General features: G+C 73.0%; 9 protein-coding genes. 1 reads left to right on the top strand and 8 read right to left on the bottom strand.

Annotation, left to right across the window (positions count from 1 at the left end):
• Nucleotides 1–203 precede the first annotated feature (203 nt).
• The 7 genes from ABZV40_RS19280 to ABZV40_RS19250 all read right to left on the bottom strand — a co-directional run bounded on the left by ABZV40_RS19280 (nt 204) and on the right by ABZV40_RS19250 (nt 15,320).
• Nucleotides 204–3,155 (bottom strand): AAA family ATPase, encoded by a 2,952-nt coding sequence (locus tag ABZV40_RS19280; RefSeq protein WP_355442851.1) that lies wholly within the window; start codon nt 3,153–3,155, stop codon nt 204–206.
• A complete protein-coding gene (locus ABZV40_RS19275) occupies nt 3,152–5,566 on the bottom strand; it encodes an ATP-binding protein (protein WP_355442848.1) in 2,415 nt (804 codons plus the stop codon). The genes ABZV40_RS19280 and ABZV40_RS19275 overlap by 4 nt, the downstream gene beginning before the upstream one ends.
• Entirely contained in the window at nt 5,563–8,232 is a 2,670-nt protein-coding gene (locus ABZV40_RS19270; protein ID WP_355442845.1) for an AAA family ATPase, read from the bottom strand. The genes ABZV40_RS19275 and ABZV40_RS19270 overlap by 4 nt, the downstream gene beginning before the upstream one ends.
• A 248-nt stretch (nt 8,233–8,480) precedes the next feature.
• Complete coding sequence (locus ABZV40_RS19265) at nt 8,481–9,227, bottom strand: IclR family transcriptional regulator (protein ID WP_355442939.1); 747 nt, start codon at nt 9,225–9,227, stop codon at nt 8,481–8,483.
• A gap of 81 nt (nt 9,228–9,308) precedes the next feature.
• Nucleotides 9,309–9,923, bottom strand: a complete 615-nt coding sequence (locus tag ABZV40_RS19260; RefSeq protein ID WP_355442842.1) for a PAS domain-containing protein — start codon at nt 9,921–9,923, stop codon at nt 9,309–9,311.
• Between the two features lie 32 nt (nt 9,924–9,955).
• Complete coding sequence (locus ABZV40_RS19255) at nt 9,956–12,577, bottom strand: AAA family ATPase (protein WP_355442839.1); 2,622 nt, start codon at nt 12,575–12,577, stop codon at nt 9,956–9,958.
• 271 nt (nt 12,578–12,848) lie between these two features.
• Nucleotides 12,849–15,320: a right-handed parallel beta-helix repeat-containing protein gene (locus ABZV40_RS19250; protein WP_355442836.1), complete on the bottom strand. Its 2,472-nt coding sequence runs from the start codon at nt 15,318–15,320 to the stop codon at nt 12,849–12,851.
• A gap of 220 nt (nt 15,321–15,540) precedes the next feature.
• Between ABZV40_RS19250 and ABZV40_RS19245 the strand changes: the two genes are divergently transcribed.
• Nucleotides 15,541–18,321 carry a LuxR C-terminal-related transcriptional regulator gene (locus tag ABZV40_RS19245; RefSeq protein ID WP_355442834.1) on the top strand — a complete coding sequence of 927 codons (2,781 nt, stop codon included), beginning with the start codon at nt 15,541–15,543 and terminating at the stop codon, nt 18,319–18,321.
• A gap of 453 nt (nt 18,322–18,774) precedes the next feature.
• On the opposite strand, the gene ABZV40_RS19240 is transcribed toward ABZV40_RS19245, so the two are convergent.
• Entirely contained in the window at nt 18,775–19,554 is a 780-nt protein-coding gene (locus ABZV40_RS19240; protein ID WP_355442831.1) for a type VII secretion system-associated protein, read from the bottom strand.
• Nucleotides 19,555–19,570 lie beyond the last annotated feature (16 nt).

Genomic DNA, 19,570 nt, shown 5'->3' with positions numbered 1-19,570 from the left:
TATTAGGGAGGTCGAGGAGGCCGGGTCAACGTCGCGTACCAAATACTGTGGTGCCGTTCCACCTATGGTTCGGTACGGGGTCTACGGAGCGTGACGGTTCGGTCAGACGTATGACGTCAGTTCGGTCGAAGATAGGCTGTTCAGGGGATTGCATTAGCCGTTCCGCATCGATCGGGCTGCTCCGAACCGGTGACGGTTCGTCATCAGGCCGGTGACGCCGACCCTACGCTCCGGAGCGCCTCGGCGAGCTCCGACCGCCGCCGCACCCCGAGCTTGCGGTAGGTGTTCGTGAGGTGTTTCTCGACAGCTCTCGAAGTGACGTCGAGCAGCTCGGCGATTTCCTGGTTCGATCGGCCGCTCACCGCCAGCATCGCGACTTTCTGCTCGGACCGGGTCAGTTTTCCGCCCGTGCTCGCCGACGTGCTGAACCCGAGTGCGATGCGAGCGCGGTGCGCGATCCGCTTCGCGCCGATTTCCTCGGCGAGCTCGAGACAGGAACGCCACGCGTCGGGGCATTCCGTCAGTTCGGCTCGTTGCCGCAACGCGCGCACGAGCTCCAGCCGGTGCGCCGAGGTCCGCAGCACCTCGATGGCCCGGCCGGTGAGCTCCAGGCCTCGGTCGCCCCCGACGATCCGCCCGAGCACCCGCAGGGTCCTGCCGATGCCCGACGCCGCTCCCCACTCCTCGGCGATCAGCCGCTCCTCCTCGGCGAGCGCCATCGCGTCGGACGTGGCACCGAGCTTGAGCTTGACCAGCGCGAGCCCCGACCGCCACGGGAACAGCACGGGGTTGCGCCAGCCGGATCTGTCCAGGTGCGCCCCGCAGTCGGTCAGCATCACGGCCGCGGCGGCGTGCTCACCGCGGACGACGGCCGCGTGCCCGCGCAGCAGTCCGGTCACCGTGGCCAGGCACGGGTTCGACGGCTCCTCCTCGACCGAGGCGAGCACCTGGTCGATGAGGACCGGATCACCGAGCTGCAGTGTGACGGCACCGGACACGACGGCGGCCGACGTGCCGACCGAACCCCAGTTCCACGCACCCAGCTCGACCGCGTCGGACGCGGCGCGCACCGCCTCGGTGACCCGGCCGGTGATGAGGTGGACCAACGACTGCTCGGTGCGGATCATCGCCTGCTCGACGACGTCACCGCGTAGCCGCGCGGCCCCCAGCGCCCGGTCGAGCCAGCCCTCCAGCGCCCCCGGCGAGTCCGCCGCGGCCAGTGCCGTCACCAGCAACGGCGCCGCACTGACCGAATGCGCCGACGACGCGGGTTCCCGGGCCAGCAGCTGCTCGGCCAGCACCGCCACCCGCCGCGCGGGCGCGGCCACGGTCAACGCGGCCGCGTTCACCAGCACCGACGCCAGCTCGCGGGCTGCTCCGCTGTCGGTCCACTCGGCTTCCTGCAGCTCGTCCAGCCGCTTGGCGGTACTGGCGAGCCCCCACGGCTCCGTCCGGCAGATGAACCGCAGCCTGGCCTCCAGCCGCAGGGACAGGTCGCGGTCGACCCCGCTGAGCCGCTCCGACGGCCCGAACTCGTCGAAAACGCCGCGCAGCACGGAAACCACGGCGTCCGGCGCGTCCCCCATGACCGCCGACGCGAGCCTGATCAGCGCGGCCGCCCGCTCGCGGGGGCCGGGCAGCAGCGCGACCGCGTACGAGAGCGTGCGCACCGCCGCGTTCACGTCCAGCAACCGCTCCGCACTCGCCAGGTCGACGAGGACGGTCGCCCGGTCCTGACCGGACACCGACGTCTCCAGCAGAGCCCGCCGCAGGTACGCGACGGCGGTCTCGGGCGCACCGCGCCGCAGCGCGACGTGCGCGGCGTCCCGCAGCGCCTCCACCGCCCACAACCCCTGAGGCGTCGAGGTGGCCAGCAGCTGCCCGGCCACCGTCTCCACGGGCTTGCCCAGGTCGTACAACAACCGCACGGCACGCAGATGGAGCTCTTCGCGTTCCCCGGCGGTCATCAGGTCGTCGACCGCCTCCCGCACCCACGGATGCGCGAACCCGGCACCGCAGAACAGCCCGAGCCGCCCCAGCGCCCGCACGATCTCCGCGGTCGACACCTCGTCGAGCTCCGCGAGCACGCTCACCGCGTCCAGCTCGGCGGACTCCCCCAGCACCGCCGCCGCCTTCAGCAGCCGCCGCACCGGCTCCGGTTGCGCCCGCATGCAGGCGACCACCCGCTCGCGAGCCTGCGCGGGACGCACCGCGCGCACGAGCTCCGCGTTCTCCTCGGTCGGCGGCTCACCTCCTACCGCCCACGCCAGCGCCAGGCCGGTGAGCAGCAACGGGTTCCCGCCGGTCGCCTCGTGACAGGCCAGCCCGAACGCCTCGTCGCACTCACGCCCCAGCTTGGCGCGAACGAGCTTGGCCGCCCCCTCCGCACTCAACGGCCGCGGCCGCAACCGCCGCGTGGCCGCCGCGAGGATCGACGCCGCCGCCGGCCGTTCGGCCAGCGGGTCCCCCTCGCGCACCGTCACCACCATCACCACCCGCAGGTGCCCGACGCGGCCGGCCAGCAGTTCGAGCATGGCGAGCGACGGCTCGTCGACCCACTGCAGGTCGTCGACGAGCACGAAGAGCGGCTTGATCGCGCTGAGGTTGCGGCCGAGGCTGAGCAGGCCGAGCTGGACGGACTGCCCGGCGTCGTCGAGGTGCTGCGCGCCCGGCTCGGCGAGGTGCTGCCTGGCAAGGCGCTGCTCGGCGAGGCGCTGCCCGGCACCCAGCTCGTCATCGCCGATCCGGCCATCGCCGACGCGGTCGACGCCGCCACGGCCGCCACCTTCCCCATGGCCACCGCCGTCCGGACCTGAACCGACCCCACCCCGGTCGAACACCGGACCGGCGAACGCCGCCGCCCCCGCCCACACCTCCTCCGGCGCGTCGGCCAGCACCGGTTCGAGCAGCTGCCGCACCACCCCGTAGGCGTGCTCGCGCTCCATCAGGGTCGCGGACGCGTGCAGCACGGCGAAGGACTCGGCGCCGGGATGCCGGGACAGCGCGCGGAGCAGTGCGGTCTTGCCGTTGCCCAGGGGGCCGGCCAGCACCACCACGCTGCCGATACCGGCAAGGGCCTGCTCGAGAGCCCGACCCACCAGGCTCGTCTCGTCATCGCGTTCGAGCAGCACTCCGGTCGCGCATCCTCTCGTCATGCCGTGGGCACCCAGCCGAGCCCTCTGGCCCGGTGGATCAGCGGGGTCGATCGGCACAGGACCGCGATCTCCGCCGCCTCGCTGATCATCGGCGCCGCGGACGCGGGGTCGACGACCTGGGCGAGTTCGAGCAGTGCGGTGGCGCGCAGCAGCCGGAACGGCGAGTCGGTGAGCAGGCGGACGGCCTCCCGCAGGTGGGACTCCCCGCCGATGACGGCCGCGCAGCTCAGGTGGGCGCGGGCGGTGGTGCTGGGCGCGCCCCAGCGTTGCGCGAGTTCGAGGTCGCGCGTGCACGTGCGGGCCGCGCGCTCGTGGTCGCCGGTCGCGGCGAGGGCTGCTGCGGCGATCGAACGCCAGGGCAGTGCGGCCGGGTTCACCCACTGGCGGGACAGCATCCAGCGGCCGCACTCGTCGGCACGCGCCACGGCCTCGGCGGGGTCGCCGGTCACGAGGGCGAGCACGGCGCGGGCGAAGTTGAAGAACGTCCGCGCGTAGCCGAAGCCGATCCGTTCGTCCGGCTGGCTCGCGGCCAGCTCGATCGCGCGGTCGAGCCGGCCGCGTTCGATGTTCACCAGAATGTCCGCGCCGACCATGATCGGGCGCGCGTCCGGGTGCAGGTTCTCCAGCGGGTACACCGACTGCGCCTGTTCCATGTCGGCGGCGGCGTTGTCCAGCTCTCCCGCCATCGCGCGCACCTTCGCCCGCATCATCAGCGCCTGCGGCACGACCGTGGTCAACCGCCGGCGGTGGGCATCGGCGATCACCTGGTCCAGGCCGGCGACGGCACCGGCGACGTCGTCGAGCGCGGCCAGCGTGAGGCAGCCGAAGAGCCGGGAGGCGAGCAGCTTGGCGGGTGCCTGGACCGCGGTGGTCGCAGCCTGCCTCGCGTGCTCGGCGTCGACGCCCTGACAAACCTGCATCCACGCGGCGACGCCGGCGCGGTCCGGGTTCCCGCACGAGACGGGCAGTTCGGCCGTGTCGAGAATGCCCAGCTCCGGCATCTCGACCGGGGCGTCGTCGGCGATCCAGTACAACGACGTGACGGCGTCGCGGTCGCCCCCGACGCACCGAACGGCGGTGAGCGTCCGGCGCAGCAGGGCGGCGTCACCGCGTCCCCACAGCTGATCGGCCGCCGCGAGCCGCACCTCCGCGCACTCCGCGGGCTGGGGTTCCAGCAACATCTTGGCGAGCCTGCGGTCCGCGGCGACAGGTGTGACCGCGTACTCCGCGACGGCCAGTTCCAGCACGAGCTCCGCCCGCACGAGCGGGGTGACCGGCTCGAGAAGCGCCCGGCGCAGGTACCCGGTCGCCGCGGCCGGGCGGCCGCCGTCCACCTCGTCGCGCGCCGCGGTCCGCAGCAACGGCACCACCCACGACTCACCGAGCGGCGGGGCCCCGACGAGCAGACGCGCCACCTCGGACGGGAGGACGGCGCACTGGTGTCCCAGCCGGGCCGCCCGCGCGTGCAGGTCTTCCCGCGCCGCCACCGGCATGCCGTCCAGCACGCGCGACAGCCGGATGCCCGCGGCCGGCTCCGGCTTGCCCGGTTCGGTCACCAGACCGGCGCCGGCCAGCAGCTCCAGCGCGCGGCCGAGCGAGAACGTCCGCAGCCCGGCCAGCACCCCCATCAGGTCGACGGGGAACAACGGACCGCAGACCGCGACCACCCGCAGCAGGTCGACCACCTCCGCGGGCAGCGACCGCATGGTGCGCGTGGTGAAGTCGGCGAGCACGTCGGCCGCCAGGCCCGCCACCGCGCCGGCACTGGCGCCGACGGGCTCCAGGCCGTCTTCCGCGCACCGGTCGAGCAACGGCCACAACGTCGCGGGACGGCCGCCGGTGTGGTCGTGCAGCGCGACCGCGAACTCCTCGTCGCCCGGCCTGCCGAACCGGCTCGCCACCAACGCCGAGACCCCGTCGTGCCCGAGCGGCCGCAACGGCACGGTGGTGGCTCCCGGCAGCACCGGCAGACAGGCGTCCGTGACCGCCACGACCACCATCGGCACCTGGACGGCCCGTCCGGCGAGGCTCGCGAGCCAGCCGAGCGACTCCCGATCGAGCAGGTCCGCGTCGTCCACGGCGACCAGCACCGGCGTGCGGCGGGCCAGCTCCACCAACGCTCCGACGGCCGCCGGACCGCTGTCGCCGCGGTGCAGCTGGGACATCAGCTCGGCCGCCACACCACCGGTTCCGTCCAGTGCGGCGCACCCGCCCGCGGCGGTCAGGACCGTGACGTCGGCGCGCACCGCGAGGCTCACGGCGTGTTCCAGCACAGCGGTCCGGCCGGCCCCGCGGTGGCCGCAGATCTCCAGCAGCGACGACCGGCCCGACGCCAGCATCCGCACCGACCGCTCCAGCACGGCCAGCGCGGTGTCCCGTTCGACCAGCCCAGTCGTCGAGTCCCGGCTCATCGCAGCTCCACGGCGAGCTCGGCCCGGGTCTGGGCGCCGAGCTTCCGGTAGGCGTTCGAGAGGTGGCTTTCCACCGTCCGCACGGTGACGTACAGCTTCTCGGCGATCTCCCGGTTGGTCAGCCCTTCCGCCGCGAGCTCGGCAACCCTGAGCTCACCGCTGGTGAGCGCGTCCCTGGGTGAGGCGTGCACCGCGCTCACCCGGCCGCCCGCGGCCGTGAGCAGCTCGTGCGCCCGGTCCGCGGCCATGCTCGCACCGCAGCGCACCGCGATGTCCATCGCCGCACGCAGGTGCTTGCGGGCCGTCTTCTCGTCCTGCTCGCGCATCAGCGCGTTGCCCAGCGCCCGCAACGCCTGCGCCTCGCACAGCCGCGACCCCGCCTCGCCCAGCTCGACGACGGCCTGTTCCAGCGTCGGGACGTCTCCCGTGCTCATCCCCTCGGCGAGCAGGGCGTAGCCGCGCGCGGCGGGCGTGTCCCAGCGGAGTGCGGCGTCGGCACCGCGTTCGGCGAGCTCGGCCGCCTCGGAGTGCTTGCCCAGCCGCATGGTCACCGCGACGGCGTCGATCCACCACGGCACGAGCACGGGGTTGTGCACGCCCATCGCGTCGAACTCCCGGCCGCACCGCCGGAGCATCTCCAGCGCCGCGTCGGCGTCGCCGCAGTTCCACAACCAGTGCGCCTTCGCGTCGAGCGCCCACCCGTACTCGACCGGGTCGCGCGGCGTGCGCATCCGGTGCAGGAGCTGCTCGGTCCGGTCCGTGTCGCTGCGCCGCACCAGCACCGACGCCAGCACGGCCAGCGCGCCGAAGTCGTCAGGGCCTTCGATCGCCAGCGCGGCCTCGGCGTCCCGCTCGGCCTGCACCAGGTCACCGGCTTCGTACGCGAGGCCCGCGCGAACCCCCAGGGCGACCTTGCGCATCTCCAGGCGGTCAGAGCACGAGGCGGCCTCGACGATCTCGTCCGCCAGCGTCATGGCCGCCGCCCGTTCGCCGCAGAAGTGCAGCGACGTGACCGTGAAGACGTCCCAGAACCCGCGGGCACCGTTGGGTGCGGGCAGCGCGGACCGGAGGTGGCCCAGCGCCGTGGGCAGCGACTCGCCGCGCAGCACCTCCGCCCTGGCGAGCTGTTGCGCGAGCCGGCGGCCGCCCGCCGCCCGGCCTTCGACCCCCGTGATCAGGCGCGCCCGGTCCATCGCCTGACTGACCGTGGCCGAACCGCTGAACCCGTTGACCAGGGTCATCGCCTCGGCCTGAGCCCGCAGCTCCGGGTCGATCGCGGCGAGCCGGCCGGCGCGCGTCTCCTCGCACAACAGCTCGGAGAGCAACCGGAACCCCTCGGGGCCGCGGCCCGCCCGCAGTGCCATCGCGCCGCAGTTGATCGCCACCGACGCGCGAACGGCGGGGTCGGTGACGTCGGCGAGCAGTTCCGCGTAGACGTCCATCGCCGCCGACGGGTCGACCTCGGCCAACCGGGTCGCCAGCTCCTGGCGCGTGTCGACGTGGCCGGGCACCGCGTCCAGCACCCGCCGCAGGTAGCTGATCGAGAGCTCCGGGCTCAGGTTGCCTTCCCGTGCGGCGCCACGCAGCGCGCAGAACATCCACACCTCGGTCAGCGCGGGCAGCAACATGACCAGTTCGGCGATCTCCTCCTGCGGACGGCCCTCGTCCGTCAGCAGCCTCGCCGCCCTCGTGCGCAGCGCGGCCAGCTCGTCCTGACCGAGCGCGGCGAGCAGGCGTTCCCGCAACGCGGGCGACCGGAAGCACCCGGCCGGGGTGAGCACCCCGACGGCCGCCAGCTCCGCCCGCTTCGCCCCGGCCGCCGCCGGTGAGATCTCGGCCAGCGTCGCCGCGCTCGCGGGGCCGGCGCCACCGAGCACCGCCACGGCGGTGAGGTACCGGTGCGTCGACTCGGGCTGCTCCCCGAGCCAGGCGAGCTGCCACGCGACGAGCTCCGTCCCGGCATCGGGCTCGGTGTCGCCGGCACAGGCCTTCGCGGCCCAGGCGAGCGCGACCTCGGGGATGCCGGCGGTGGACTCCAGTGCGGCGAGCACGGTCTCGTGCTCGGGGATGCCCCCGCACTCGCGGGCGATCAGTTCCGTCAGGTCGGCCTCGCCGAACGGGCCGAGATCGATCGTGGTCGTGGCCGGCGCGCCGCTGAGATCGGTGAACATCTCCTCGGCGGCGATCCGGGCGGCACACGGGTAGACCAGCACGACGTAGACGCGCGGCTCGGGGATGCGGCGGGACAGCACGGCGAGCCAACGGGCGGTCATGCGATCGCAAAGGTGGGCGTCGTCGAGGACCAGCACCAGCGGCCGGTTCGCCGTGCGCCGGGCGACCAGGTCGTTCAGCGCGTACAACCGGGCGTACTGGTCACGCCCGGCCGGCAGCGCGTCGACCGCGTCCGCCCCGAACAGGTCCCTCGCGGCGTTGAAGTCCTGACCGTCGGCGCAGGTGGTCACGAGGACGTCCGCCTCGTCGCGCACTTCGTCCCGCAGCAACTCGACCAGCGCGGACTTGCCGATGGCACGCGGTCCGCGCAGGTGCAGCACGCCGAACCGGCCGGCGGCGGCCTCCCGCACCTCGGCGACCACCTGGCGCAGCTCGCGTCGGCGCCCGACCGGTCGCCAGGTGATCAGCCGCTCACCAACCTCGGACAGCGCCATCCCCGACTCCCTTGCCCGCACCAGGGTCGTACCGAACGCTTCAGGCCGCCACCGCGTTCAGCATTTGGTACAACTTTCAAACACGAAACAGGTTACTCAGATTTGTTGTAGCGTTTCGACGACTTGAGCACCACTTGAGGTTCGCAGCGGCATCGCCGCTGGCCCGGCATGGTTTCGAGCCCTCGCCAATCGAGACGAACGGCGTGGCGGGTCGTGACGCGGTTTCGCGTTTCGGGTTCTGGTTCGGGTTACAGAGCGGCGGAGCGGGCGAGACCGGTGGCGAGTGCGGTGAGGTCTTTCACGAGCCCGGCGCGCAATTGGTCGGTCATGCGCGCCGCGAGCAGGGTCGCGCTCACGGCGGTGGGGATCTCGGTGCCGGCCAGGGCCACGCTGACGCAGGCGACGCCCTCGGTGTTCTGCTCGTCGTCGATCGCGTAGCCGCGCTGCCGCGTCGCCTCCAGGTCGCGGCGCAGCTCGTCCATGGTGCGGTGCGACCTGGGCGTGAGCACGGGGAGCCGGTCGACGCGGGAGAGCCGTTCCTCCAGCTCGTCGTCGGGCAGGGACGCGAGCATCGCCTTGCCGAGCCCCGTCACGACCGCGGGCATGCGGCGGCCGATGTCGCTGGCCAGCCGCACCGGCTGGCTGCCGTCGTGCCGGGCGAGGTAGACCACCTCGAGCCCGTCGAGCACGGCGAGCAGCATCGTCTCCTGCGCACCGACCGGCAGCTCGTTCGCGGTGCGGCGGAACTCCTCGACGAGGTCGGTGCCCGCGAGGTAGGCCTGACCGAGCTCGACCACCTTGTAGCCGAGCGCCCACCTGCCGTCGACCCGCCGGATCATGTGCGTGCCTTCGAGGGCGGTGCAGAGGTTCGCCACCGTGGACTTCGCGAGGTCGAGCGACCTGGCAAGCTCCGCGATGCCGAGCGGCCGACGCTGCCGGGCGAGTTCTTCGACCAGCGCCACGGCCCTGGTCACGGCAGGCGACTTGCTCTCCACCGATCGCAAGGACCGCACGGTGTCCAAAACGACTCCCTCACCAACCGACAAAAAGAAACAGGGATGAATCTAGCTCATTCTTCATTCGGCCGGTGCAATTCGGTGCCGAAGGGCTCGCAACATCGCGCGGCCGCGCACGCGCGGCGGCCACACGCGGGCGTCCAGCACCCCGGTCGAATACGCCCGTGCCACGAGCGCCGTCCGGTTGCCTGCGCCGAACGCGCGCATGAGCACGTCGAGGTGACCGGACACCATGTCCGGCCCGCACGACAGCCGCTCGGCGATGCCGGCGAGCTCCCGGCCCTCGGCGAGGGCCTCCAGCAGCAGCACGTGGAACTCGTCGGCGGCCGCGGGCTCGTCCGGCCAGGCCACGTACGTCGACACCCGCGCGGCGAGCACCCGCCGGTAGGCCAGCACGGTCACCTGGACCCGCTGCTCGGTGCCGCGCGAGGAGATCGTCGCGCCCTGCGTGAACCGGCCGCCGCCCGCGTCGACGAGCTGGTCGCAGCGGAACCTGATCATCCGCTGCGACCTCGGGTGGAACAGCGCGGCGAAGGGCTGCCCGACCACGTCGCGCGCCGCGGCGGCGAAGTAGCGGACGAACTCGTCGTTCGCCTCGCGGACCACCAGGTTCTCGTCGAGGAAGGCGACGTTCGGGCAGTTCACGTTGCCGCGCGGCTCGGGTGGTGCGGGCACGCGAGCGAGGCCGGGGCTCGGGGAAAGTCCTGTCACGGCTGTGCGACGAGCCGTCCTTCCAGGCTCGCGGCCGCCAGGTCGAGCCGCGTGCGGCAGCCCGTCCTGGAGAACAGCCGGGTGAGGTAGTTCTCCACGGTCTTCTCGCTCATCCGGACCGCCGTGGCGATCTGGCGGTTGGTCCTGCCCTGCTTGACCAGCGCGATGATCTCCAGCTCGACGTCGGAGAAGTCGTCCCGCGCGGCCCGCGCCCGAGGCGGGGCCATGCCCAGCTCGCGCATCAGCCGCCTGAGGTGGGCGTCCATCCAGCCCTCACCGAGGCGCTTCGCGATGCTCAGCGCCTCCTGGTACCAGGTGGCGGGGTCGTCGGCGACGTAGGCCGCGGTGGCGCACGCCCGCATCAGCTCCGCCTGGCTCTCCGCGCCACGCAACAACTCGACCGCCTCGGCGGCCGCGGCGCCGTCGCGCTCGGCCAAGGCGCGGACGATGCGTTCGGTCGCGTGCAGGCCCGAACCGCCGAACCGGGCGTGCCACCGCTCGGTCTCGGCGTGCACCCGAGCCAGCGCGCAGGTGTCGCCGATGGTCCACTCCAGGTAACCCATGCGCGCCAGGAACCACCGCAGCCCCGCGGTGTTGTCCAGCTCGGCCTCGTCCCGGACGCGGTCGTACGCGGCCCAGCCGAGCTCGGCCGCCTCGTTCCAGCCGACATTGCGGTAGAGGAGCCCGATCTCGGCCCACGCTCGCAACGCGGGCAACGAGCAGTCCTGGTCGACCAGGTCCAACCACCGCACGGCGTTCTTGTGGTCGGTCGAGGACAGGACCTCCGCGGTCAGCAGGCGGGCGGCGTCGTGGATCGCGACCCGCGGTGCCGCGTCCAGCTCCAGCCTCCGGGCGTGCGACGTGATCGTCGTCCAGTTCCCGACGAGGTAGTCGCGCAGCAACCGGGTGTAGATCGCGAGCGGACCGCTCGCGGGCTCGCCGTACTCGTCGCCGAGCACCAGCCGGAACATCGCCACCACGTCGTGGTTGTCGTCGGCGGCCCTGATCGCCTCGATCTCGGCCACGTCCACGACGGCGCACGGGTCGACCCGGAACTCGGCGAACGCGGCCGCGACGTCGCTCACCCGCATCGGCGTGCCGGCGAACCAGCGGGCCGCGAACGCCAGCGGGGCGCGGGTCTCGGGGTAGCCGGCCAGCGTGCTGTGCACCGCGGCGGACAGCGGCCGTCCGATGTGGATGGAAGCGAGCGCGGCGGCGGCCGCGAGCTCGTACCGGTTCCCGGCTCCGGCGGTCACCGCCTCCTCGACGACCGCCGCCATGAGCTCGTGGTCCCCCACGCGCACCAGCAGGTGCAGCACCGTCCACAGGAGACGCTCGTGGTCGGGAGAGCCGACCGGGCAGTGCCACAGCGCGGCGCGGTACCAGCGGGCGGCCTGCGCCGGGTCGGTGCGCAGCAGCCGGGCCGCCTCGCGGTCCAGCACCGGCACCAGCGCGGCGCACGGGGCCAGCGCGGTGCCGGCGTGGGCGACGTGCGCGGCGAGCACCGCGGGCCGGGCCGATCCGCTGCACAGCAGATGGGAGGCGAAGGTGACGAGCGCGGATGCCCGCTCCTGCGCCCCGAGCGTGCGGACGACCGCGTCCGCGAGTGCAGGGGAGGCGGTGGTCAGCACGCCGTCGCCGGCGCATCGCAGCACACCGGCCGCGACCAGCCGGTCGACCACGGCACCGCAGTCGGCCAGGTCGTGCCCGAAGGCCTCGGCGAAGAGCGGCAGCTCGTCCACGCCGAACCACCCGGTCGCGCCGGCCAGCGCGACCAGCGGCACCGCCACGTCGCCGAGCCCGGCGGTGTGGCGCACCAGGTCGTGATCGACGGGGAGCGCGGTCACGACGCCGCGCTCGCGCAGGCACAGCTTGCCGAGCACGTCGGTGAGGCCGCCCTCGCGGCGCACCTCGCCGAGCAGGGCGAGCGCGGCGGCGGGGTTGCCCGCGAGCGATCCCAGCGCGTCGCGCAGCGCGGGTGCCGCGGAGGCGTCCAGCCGTCCGCCGGCGGCACGGTTGAGCAGCTCGCCGATCTCCTCGCCCGCCAGCGGGCCGAGGTCGAGCACCTGGTCGGCGAGGCCGGTCACCCCGGCCGGTCCACCGCCGGTGACGTCGTCCTCCCGGACGGTGGCGACGACGGTGCACCCGGCCCGCCGCGCGGCCGCCACGGCCAGGGCCGGCCGGGCGGCGAGGTGCACGTCGTCGACGAGGACGACCAGCGGCCCCTCGGCCCGGACGTGGTCGAACAGCCGCACCAGGTCGGCGAACAACGCGATCCTCGACCGCGTCGACTCGTACGCCTCAGGCCGGTACGACCTGTTGACCGCGGCGAGCGACTCGAGGACCTTCGGGCTGCCGAACTCGGCGAACGAGCCGCGGAAGAATTCCGTCACGGCCTTCACCCGGAAGTGGTCCCAGCGTTCTTCGCCGGCCGTGCACGGAAGCGCGATCACCCGGATTCCGCGTTCCCGGACTGTCCGCGCGAATTCAGCCAGAAGAGTGGTCCGGCCGATCCCCGCAGGCCCGCGCAGCAAGAACAGTGCGTCCGCGTCAGCGCATTCGCCCATCGCCGCGAGCTCCGTCGCGCGCCCCACCACAGCCTTGCGTTCGTTGGCCACGATCACCTCTCCTCGCCTGCGGGAGCCCGGTCCCGACGGGGGACGCGTCAACCGCGACGACGTGACGCCACTCGCCCTCGGCCGAACGCCGAATGGTGGGCGGAATCACGCGCGGGCATTACCGATGGCCGCAAGGCTAAGCACGGCAACGAGGAAAGCGCCTGTGCACTGAAGGAGTTTCCGCAAACTTCGCAACCACCCGTTCGAGGAGCTGTTCAGCGATTTCCGAAACCCTCTGAACAATTTCCGCGAAAGTTGCGACGATCGGGTGTCACACCATCGAGGCTTCGAAGTCCTCGGCCAGCAGCACGGTCATGTCGACGGCGGTGACCTCTGGCGACAGCGCCAGCCGGGTCGCCTGCCGGTCGGCCATCACCTCGAACACCTTGCGCGCGGTGCGGCCGTTGCCGAACGTGCCGTCCTTGGGGATGTGCTCGAAGTAGTCGGCGAGCACCTCGGCCGCGGACTCGTCGAGCCGGTAGTCGTGCCGCTTGCAGTGCGTCCGGACGATCGTGACCAGCTCGTCCGCGCTGTAGTTCTCGAACTCGATGGTGCGGCTGAACCGCGACTCCATACCGGGGTTGGACCGCAGGAACTCGGCCATCTCCTTCGAGTAGCCGGCGGCGATCACCACCACGTCCTCGCGGTGGTCCTCCATCAGCTTGAGCAGCGTGTCGATCGCCTCGCGGCCGAAGTCGGGTCCGGTGCCGCCACCCTGACCCGCGGCGAGCGTGTAGGCCTCGTCGATGAACAGGACCCCGCCGAGCGCGGTGTTGAACACCTCGGTGGTCTTGATCGCCGTGCCGCCGATCACCTGGGCGACGAGGTCCGCGCGGGCGACCTCCACGAGGTGGCCGGAGCGCAGCACGCCGAGGTCGGCGAGGACCGTGCCGTAGAGCCGGGCGACGGTGGTCTTGCCGGTGCCGGGTGCTCCGGCGAACACGAGGTGCCTCGCCATCGGCGGTGCGGAGAGACCCGCCTCGACCCGGCGCTTGGCCATCAGGTTGAGGTTGACCAGCGAGTTGACCTCGCGCTTGACCCCCTCCAGGCCGACCAGCGCGTTGAGCTCGCTGATCGGGTCGTTGGCCACGCCGCGATCCTGCTGTTGCGGCGGAGCGGGTGCCTGCGCCGTCGCGGTCGCGGTCGTGGAGGTCGTGGTGCCGCCGGCCGACATCGTTCCGTACGCGTCCCGCGTCGCGTTGCCCGTGCTGCGCAGGTCGAGCACCTGCAGTGCGGTGCTGCCCCTGGTCTGCCGCAGGCCGGAGCCGAGGTTGTCGCGCACGAGGCAGTCGGCGATCCGGATGCTCAGCTCGCTCTGCACACCGATGCCGTCGGCGGCGTTGGCGGTGAACTCGGACTCCTCCAGCGTGCCGGAGGACCCCACCCCGAACAGGAAACCGCTGCCCTTGCCGTCGCGCACCCGGCAGCGGACCGCGTTGATCTCACCGCCGGTGTCGACGAGCACCCCGTCACCACCGGCCTCGGCGATCTCGCAGTCGGTCAGGCTGAGCGTCGCCTCCCGCACGAGCACGCCCGCGCCCGCGCTACCGCGGACGCTCGCCCCGGTGATCGACGTGCGGGCTCCGGTGAGCACCACGACGCCGTTGCGGCCGCACCGTTCGAGCTCGACGTTCTCGAACCGGCCGAGCGCGCCGTCGCCCGCCTCGATCGCCGCACCGTCGCAGCCGGCCACGTGCAGCCGGCGGAAGACAGGATCCGCCGAGGTGCTCAGCCGCACACCGGCCCCCGTGCACGACGACACCGAGGCGCGGGTGACCTCGGTGGTACCGCGGTCGGCCACCCCGATGCCGACGCCGACGACGTCGCGGGCCTCGCAGTCCTCCGCGGTGCCGGAGGCCTGGCCGGTGAACAGGTAGCCGTACTCCCTGGTCCGGCGGACCTGGAACCGGCGCAGCACGGGCGCGCAGGACTCGGCCGTGAACACACCTTCCGCTCCGGCGCCGGTCACGGAGCTGTCCTCGAGCAGGATGTTGCCGGAGGAAGCCAGGTAGAAGCCGATGCCGGCGACGTCGCTCACCGCGAGACGGGTGGCCACCGCGCCCGCGTGCTGTTCGACCGCCACGGCCGGCTTGGCGGTGCCGGTGACGGTCGAGTCGGTGACCGTGATCCGGCCGTGCCCGTTGAGGCAGATGCCGTTGCCACCCGCGTCCCGCACACCGCACGCGCGCATGACGAGCTCGCCGTGCTCGGCGATCACCACACCCGAGGTGCCGAGGTCGCGCAGCTGGCAGGAGTCCATCAGGTTGCCGCCGGAGGAGGTGACCACGACCCCGGCGCCCGCCGGGTTGCGGACCTCGCAGCCGCGCATCAGCACCGCGCCCTTGCCGGTGGCGTAGACGGCCGACCAGGCCGCGGCGGTGATCACGCACTCGGTGAAGCTCAGCTGGCCCGCGGCGACGAGCACGGCGGGCGAGTCGGTGTCGGAGGAGGAGACGGTCAGCCCGGTCAGCGCGGCGGACCCGGCGTTGAGCAGCACGGCCGGCCCTTCCGCGGCGAGCAGCTCGACCGTGCCGGGGCCGTCCTCCGCGGTGATGGTGACGGCCTTGGTCAGCACCAGGGACTCCTGGTACCGCCCAGGGCTCACCAGGATCACGGAACCGTCCACAGCGGACGCCAAAGCGTCCGAAATGGACCGGTGCCCGCGAGCCGCCGAGGCGTTGACCGTGATCACGTCGTGGCCCAACTCGTCTTCCTCCCGTCTGCGCCGCGTCCGATCCTCCACGCCGCCACCCGCGTTCACCGCACATGTCCGCACTCGCGCAACAATTTCCGCGATCCACGGAGAGCGCACCCGCTCGCTCGCATGGCGGCCGTCCACCGGTTGGACTAGTGTGGCGCCGCAGTGCGGGGACCGGTGCGACCGGCAGCGAATCCCCAAGCACTCCAGGGAGTTCCCTCACGGACCCCGGTCCAGTCCGCGACCCCGACCCGGTAGAGCGCCCGTGCAGCAAGATCGACTCACCCTCCCCGCCGAGCGTCTCGCGGCGTTGCTCCCCGACGACCTCGGCTCCGCCACCGGTGCCCCGTTGACGCTGGTGTGCAGCCGGTCGGAAGCCGGTCTCGCGGCCGTGGTCGACGAGCTCCGCCGGCGGCACGACCAACGGTTCAAGGTCGTCGACCTGTCGTTCAGCGAGTCCACCGCGGGCGGCGACCTGCTCGCCGCCGGACCGCTGTCCGCGGCACGAGGCGGCCAGGACGTCATCACGGGCTTCACGAACCTGCACCGCCTGCCCGCCGCGGCGGTGGGCACGCTGGAGGCGCTGGCGCGGCAGGTCGCCGCCGCGGGGACACCGTGCCTCGCCACCGTCGTCCTGCCGCTGCCACCGCACGCGAGACCCGCGTTCGCCGCGGCGTTCGCGCGCCTGCGCCGCGACGGCCTGGTCCGCCTGGTGGTGTTGCGACCGGTGCCGCGCGGTGGGCTGCCGGACCTGGTGGTGTCGATGACCGGCGCCCTCCCGGAGGCCTCGCTGTGCGACAGGTTGTGGTCGACGACGCGGGGCTGGCCGAGCGCCGTCGGCACCGCGCTGCGGATCGGCGCGGACAGCGGCGCGATCACCGTCGTCGACCGCCACTCCTACCTCTCTGCCTGGCCGGCGCGGATCCAGCCGGCGGGATGCGACGACCTGCTGGCCGGTGTGCGCGGGCTCGGCCTGCCCCTGTGGAGCGCGGCCAAGGCCGTCGCCGTGCTGGCCCCGCTCGGCCCCGCGGTGCCCCGGTTGGCGGGTCACGCACTCGGCGTGCCGGAACACGAGGCCGTCGCCCTGCTCCGCGCACTCGCCGACGCGGCGGTGCTGCGGCCCGTCCGGACGCACGCGGTGTGGCGGTTCCGGCTGCCGCTGCTGCAGCTCGCCCTGCGCTCCTCCCTCGGCCCGTACGAGCGCCGCCGGATCGCCCAGATCGCCGTGACGGCGCTGTGGCAGGGCACCGCGGAGTGCGCCGACCCGGCGTTCCTCGCCGACCAGCTCGTCGACGCGGGCAACCTGGTCGACGCCACCCGCGCCCGCGCCGAGCTGCTCGACCGCGCCCGGCACGCGAACCCGGACGACCCCGACCGGCCGTTGCGATGGCTGCGTGCCGCGGCCGACCTGGCGACCGGGGCGGAGCGCGCCCGCATCCTGCTCACGCACGCCCGCGCCTGTCTGACGCACGGCGCCGCCCATCGCGCACTCAGCTCGACGGACACCGTCCTGCACGACCACCTCGACGACCTGCCGGACGACCAGCTCCTCGACGTCTGCCTGAGCCACCTCGCCGCCCTCAGTGCCGCGGGCGAGCTCGACGCGCTGGGCCGGGTCGCCGCGGGGACCTGGTGGCCGTGGCCGGGCAACGAGGTCCAGCGCGCGGTCGGCCGTGCCGCCGCGCTGTCGTGGCTGGGCGACTGGCGCTCGGCCCAGCAGGTGCTGGCCGACGCGCGCGACCACCCGGACGCCGACCTCGTCGCGCGGCACCTGCACCACCTGGAGCCCGTCACGCGGTTGTGGCTGGGCGACACGGCCGCCTTCGACGCGGAGGTCACGGCTCTGCTTGCGGGGGTGGCCACCGGAGAGCAGGTGCTCGACTCCCTCCGCCACGACGCCGAGACCGCCACCCTGCCCCCGCGCGCGGCAGCTGGTGAACAGCTGCTCCAGCGCGACGACGCATCCGCACACGTGGCGTCGTCCGACCTGCCCCGACGCAACGCCGAAGCCACCCGGCCGACAGCCGGCGAACCGCTGCCCGACCTCCTGCGCCGCGACGCCGAGGTGCTGGTGGCGCTCGGCGAGCTGCACCGCGCCCAGCCGCTGCTCGCCCTCGCCGACCGGGTGCCGGTCCGGCTCGCCACCGCCTGCCGGGCGACGCTGGCGGCAGCCGCCGGACGGGCCGACGAGGCGCTGGAACTGGTGCGCAAGAGCGTGGCCACGGAACCGCGCACCGGCTGCGACCCCGGCCAGAGCGTCATGTTCCACGTTGCCGCAACCTTGTTGCTGCGCAAGGGAAAGCTCGTACGCGCACTGGAAATGGTGGCCACGGCCCGCGAACGCGTCCCCGCACTCCCCCACCTGCTCGCCGCGACCGAGGCCGCGCACCACGTGCTGTTCGGACGGCACGCGGACGCCGTCACGGTGCTCAAGCAGGCACTGGACCACGCCGAGAAGACCGGCGTGGTCGCGCTGACGGACCTGCTGTGGATGGCGCTGGCGGACATCGCCGTCAGCCGGGGCGACCAGTCGCCGTTGCCGTGTCACCTCGACCGCATCGCCGCGGTGGCGAAGCGGACGCACACCGAGCAGGCCGAGATCGGCAGGCTCGTCCTGCACGCGACCGTGCACGACGACCGCGGCGCGGCGACCGAGGCCGTCGAGTTGCTGCGCGGCCGGCCGCCGCTGGAACTGGCCGAAGGGCTGGAACGGCTCGTCCGGTTCGGGGCCGGGGCGCCGGGGCTGTTGTCGGAGGCCTACGAGGCGGCGGGTGCCATCGACGCGTTGCTGCACCGGTCGGTGTTGCGCAACCTCATGCGCACGCACGGGATTCCGGTGCCGGGCCGGCAGGCGACGGTGGCGGAGAACGAGCGGTTGCTCGCGGTGCTGGTGACCGACGGTCTCGGCAACAAGCAGATCGCCACGTTGCTCGACACGAGCGAGAAGAGCGTCGAGGGCAGGCTGTCGCGTCTGTTCTCCCGCACCGGCTACCGCTCGCGGGTCGAGCTGGCGGCCGCCATGCTGACCGGCCGCTTCACGGCCTGACCCCACAACGCCCTCAAACCCGGAACGCGGGGGCCCCGCGTTTCCCAGAAGGCAATGCCAGGAACTCAAGCGCGCGTCGATGAGCAACACATGGATTCTCGATCCAGCGGCCCGTCATGTGTGCTCTGCGCGAGCGCGGAGCAGCCTGACCCGTGGGAACGATCCCATCGGACATGCCGGACATATCCGCAAGTGTTGATCTGTATGAAGGGCGCCTTCATCCACCTGGAGTGGATGAAAGCGCCCTTCATAAAGATCAACTAGCGGCGGATTCGAGTCGGCCTCGACCACGCGTTTGAGGTGCGCGTCCGCGTTGCGACATGCGCCAGGCCGTGCGTCAGTTCGCGATCAAGAGCCACCGGCCAGGAGCTTCCCGGCCAACTGGCCACCAGCGCGACCGTCGCGAGCCTCGTAGATCGCCCCCGCGTTCCTCGGGAGCACGGCGGGTGGGTGTCAGTCGGCGGTGGCTTCGGCCTTCGTCTTCTTGGCGGTGCGGGCCTTCGGTGCGTCCGCCTCGGTGGCCGGACGGCTGTCGGCGGCTTCGCCCTCGGGCGCACCCGCTTCGGTCTTCGGGGCATCGCCCTCGCGGGCTTCGACGAGGGCCTGGCGGAGCGCGGCGGCGATCAGGCGCATCGACGCGGGCGCGCCCGCGTTGAGGAGCACGTCGACGCCCTCCTCCGGCAGCAGGCCCACGAGCTGTTCGAGGGTGATCTCGGCCCAGGCCGCGATGTTGTCGAGCTCCTTGATCTCCGCGATGCGCCGGCTGTGGGCGGGAGCCGTGGCGACCACGACGCACGGCACCTCGTCCGGCGACATCACCACGACCGGGGTGTTCTCCTCGGTCACGGCGAGCCCGAAGACACTGCCCTCGGTCATGATCGACAGCAGCTCGCCCGGCTCGGCCTCACCGCGCGTGACCATCTGCAACGTCGCGTCCACCGGGTCGGTCGGCGAGTCGGGGCGGGTCGGCGCGTAGTCCGGGTTGGCGTGGAAGCGGCTGGTGGTGCCGTCCTGCTCGACGAACCACCCGCCGACGACGACCTCCAGCGGCGGACGAGGGCGCTCCTCACCCTCGGCGGGCTCCGGTTGCTCTGCCTGCCAGGCGGGGTCGATCAGGAACACCCACTGGTCACCCTCGAACCGGGCTTCGGTCTGCTCGGTCGTCGTGGCGGTCTCCGCCATCACAGCCTCCCGGCCGATGTGCTCGTCGTGTTGCTTCTCGTGCGTGTCCATTCAAGGAACCCGTCGG

The sequence above is a fragment of the Lentzea sp. NPDC004782 genome, from assembly GCF_040609115.1.
GTDB lineage: Bacteria > Actinomycetota > Actinomycetes > Mycobacteriales > Pseudonocardiaceae > Lentzea.
The sequence above is the reverse complement of the archived record's forward strand: the minus strand, read 5'-3'. Positions and strand labels throughout refer to the sequence as shown.

Coding starts and splice junctions, on each gene's coding strand:
- ABZV40_RS19270 (WP_355442845.1), bottom strand. CDS start 8,232: ATGGCGCTGTCCGAGGTTGGTGAGCGGCTGATCACCTGGCGACCGGTC.
- ABZV40_RS19275 (WP_355442848.1), bottom strand. CDS start 5,566: ATGAGCCGGGACTCGACGACTGGGCTGGTCGAACGGGACACCGCGCTG.
- ABZV40_RS19240 (WP_355442831.1), bottom strand. CDS start 19,554: ATGGACACGCACGAGAAGCAACACGACGAGCACATCGGCCGGGAGGCT.
- ABZV40_RS19280 (WP_355442851.1), bottom strand. CDS start 3,155: ATGACGAGAGGATGCGCGACCGGAGTGCTGCTCGAACGCGATGACGAG.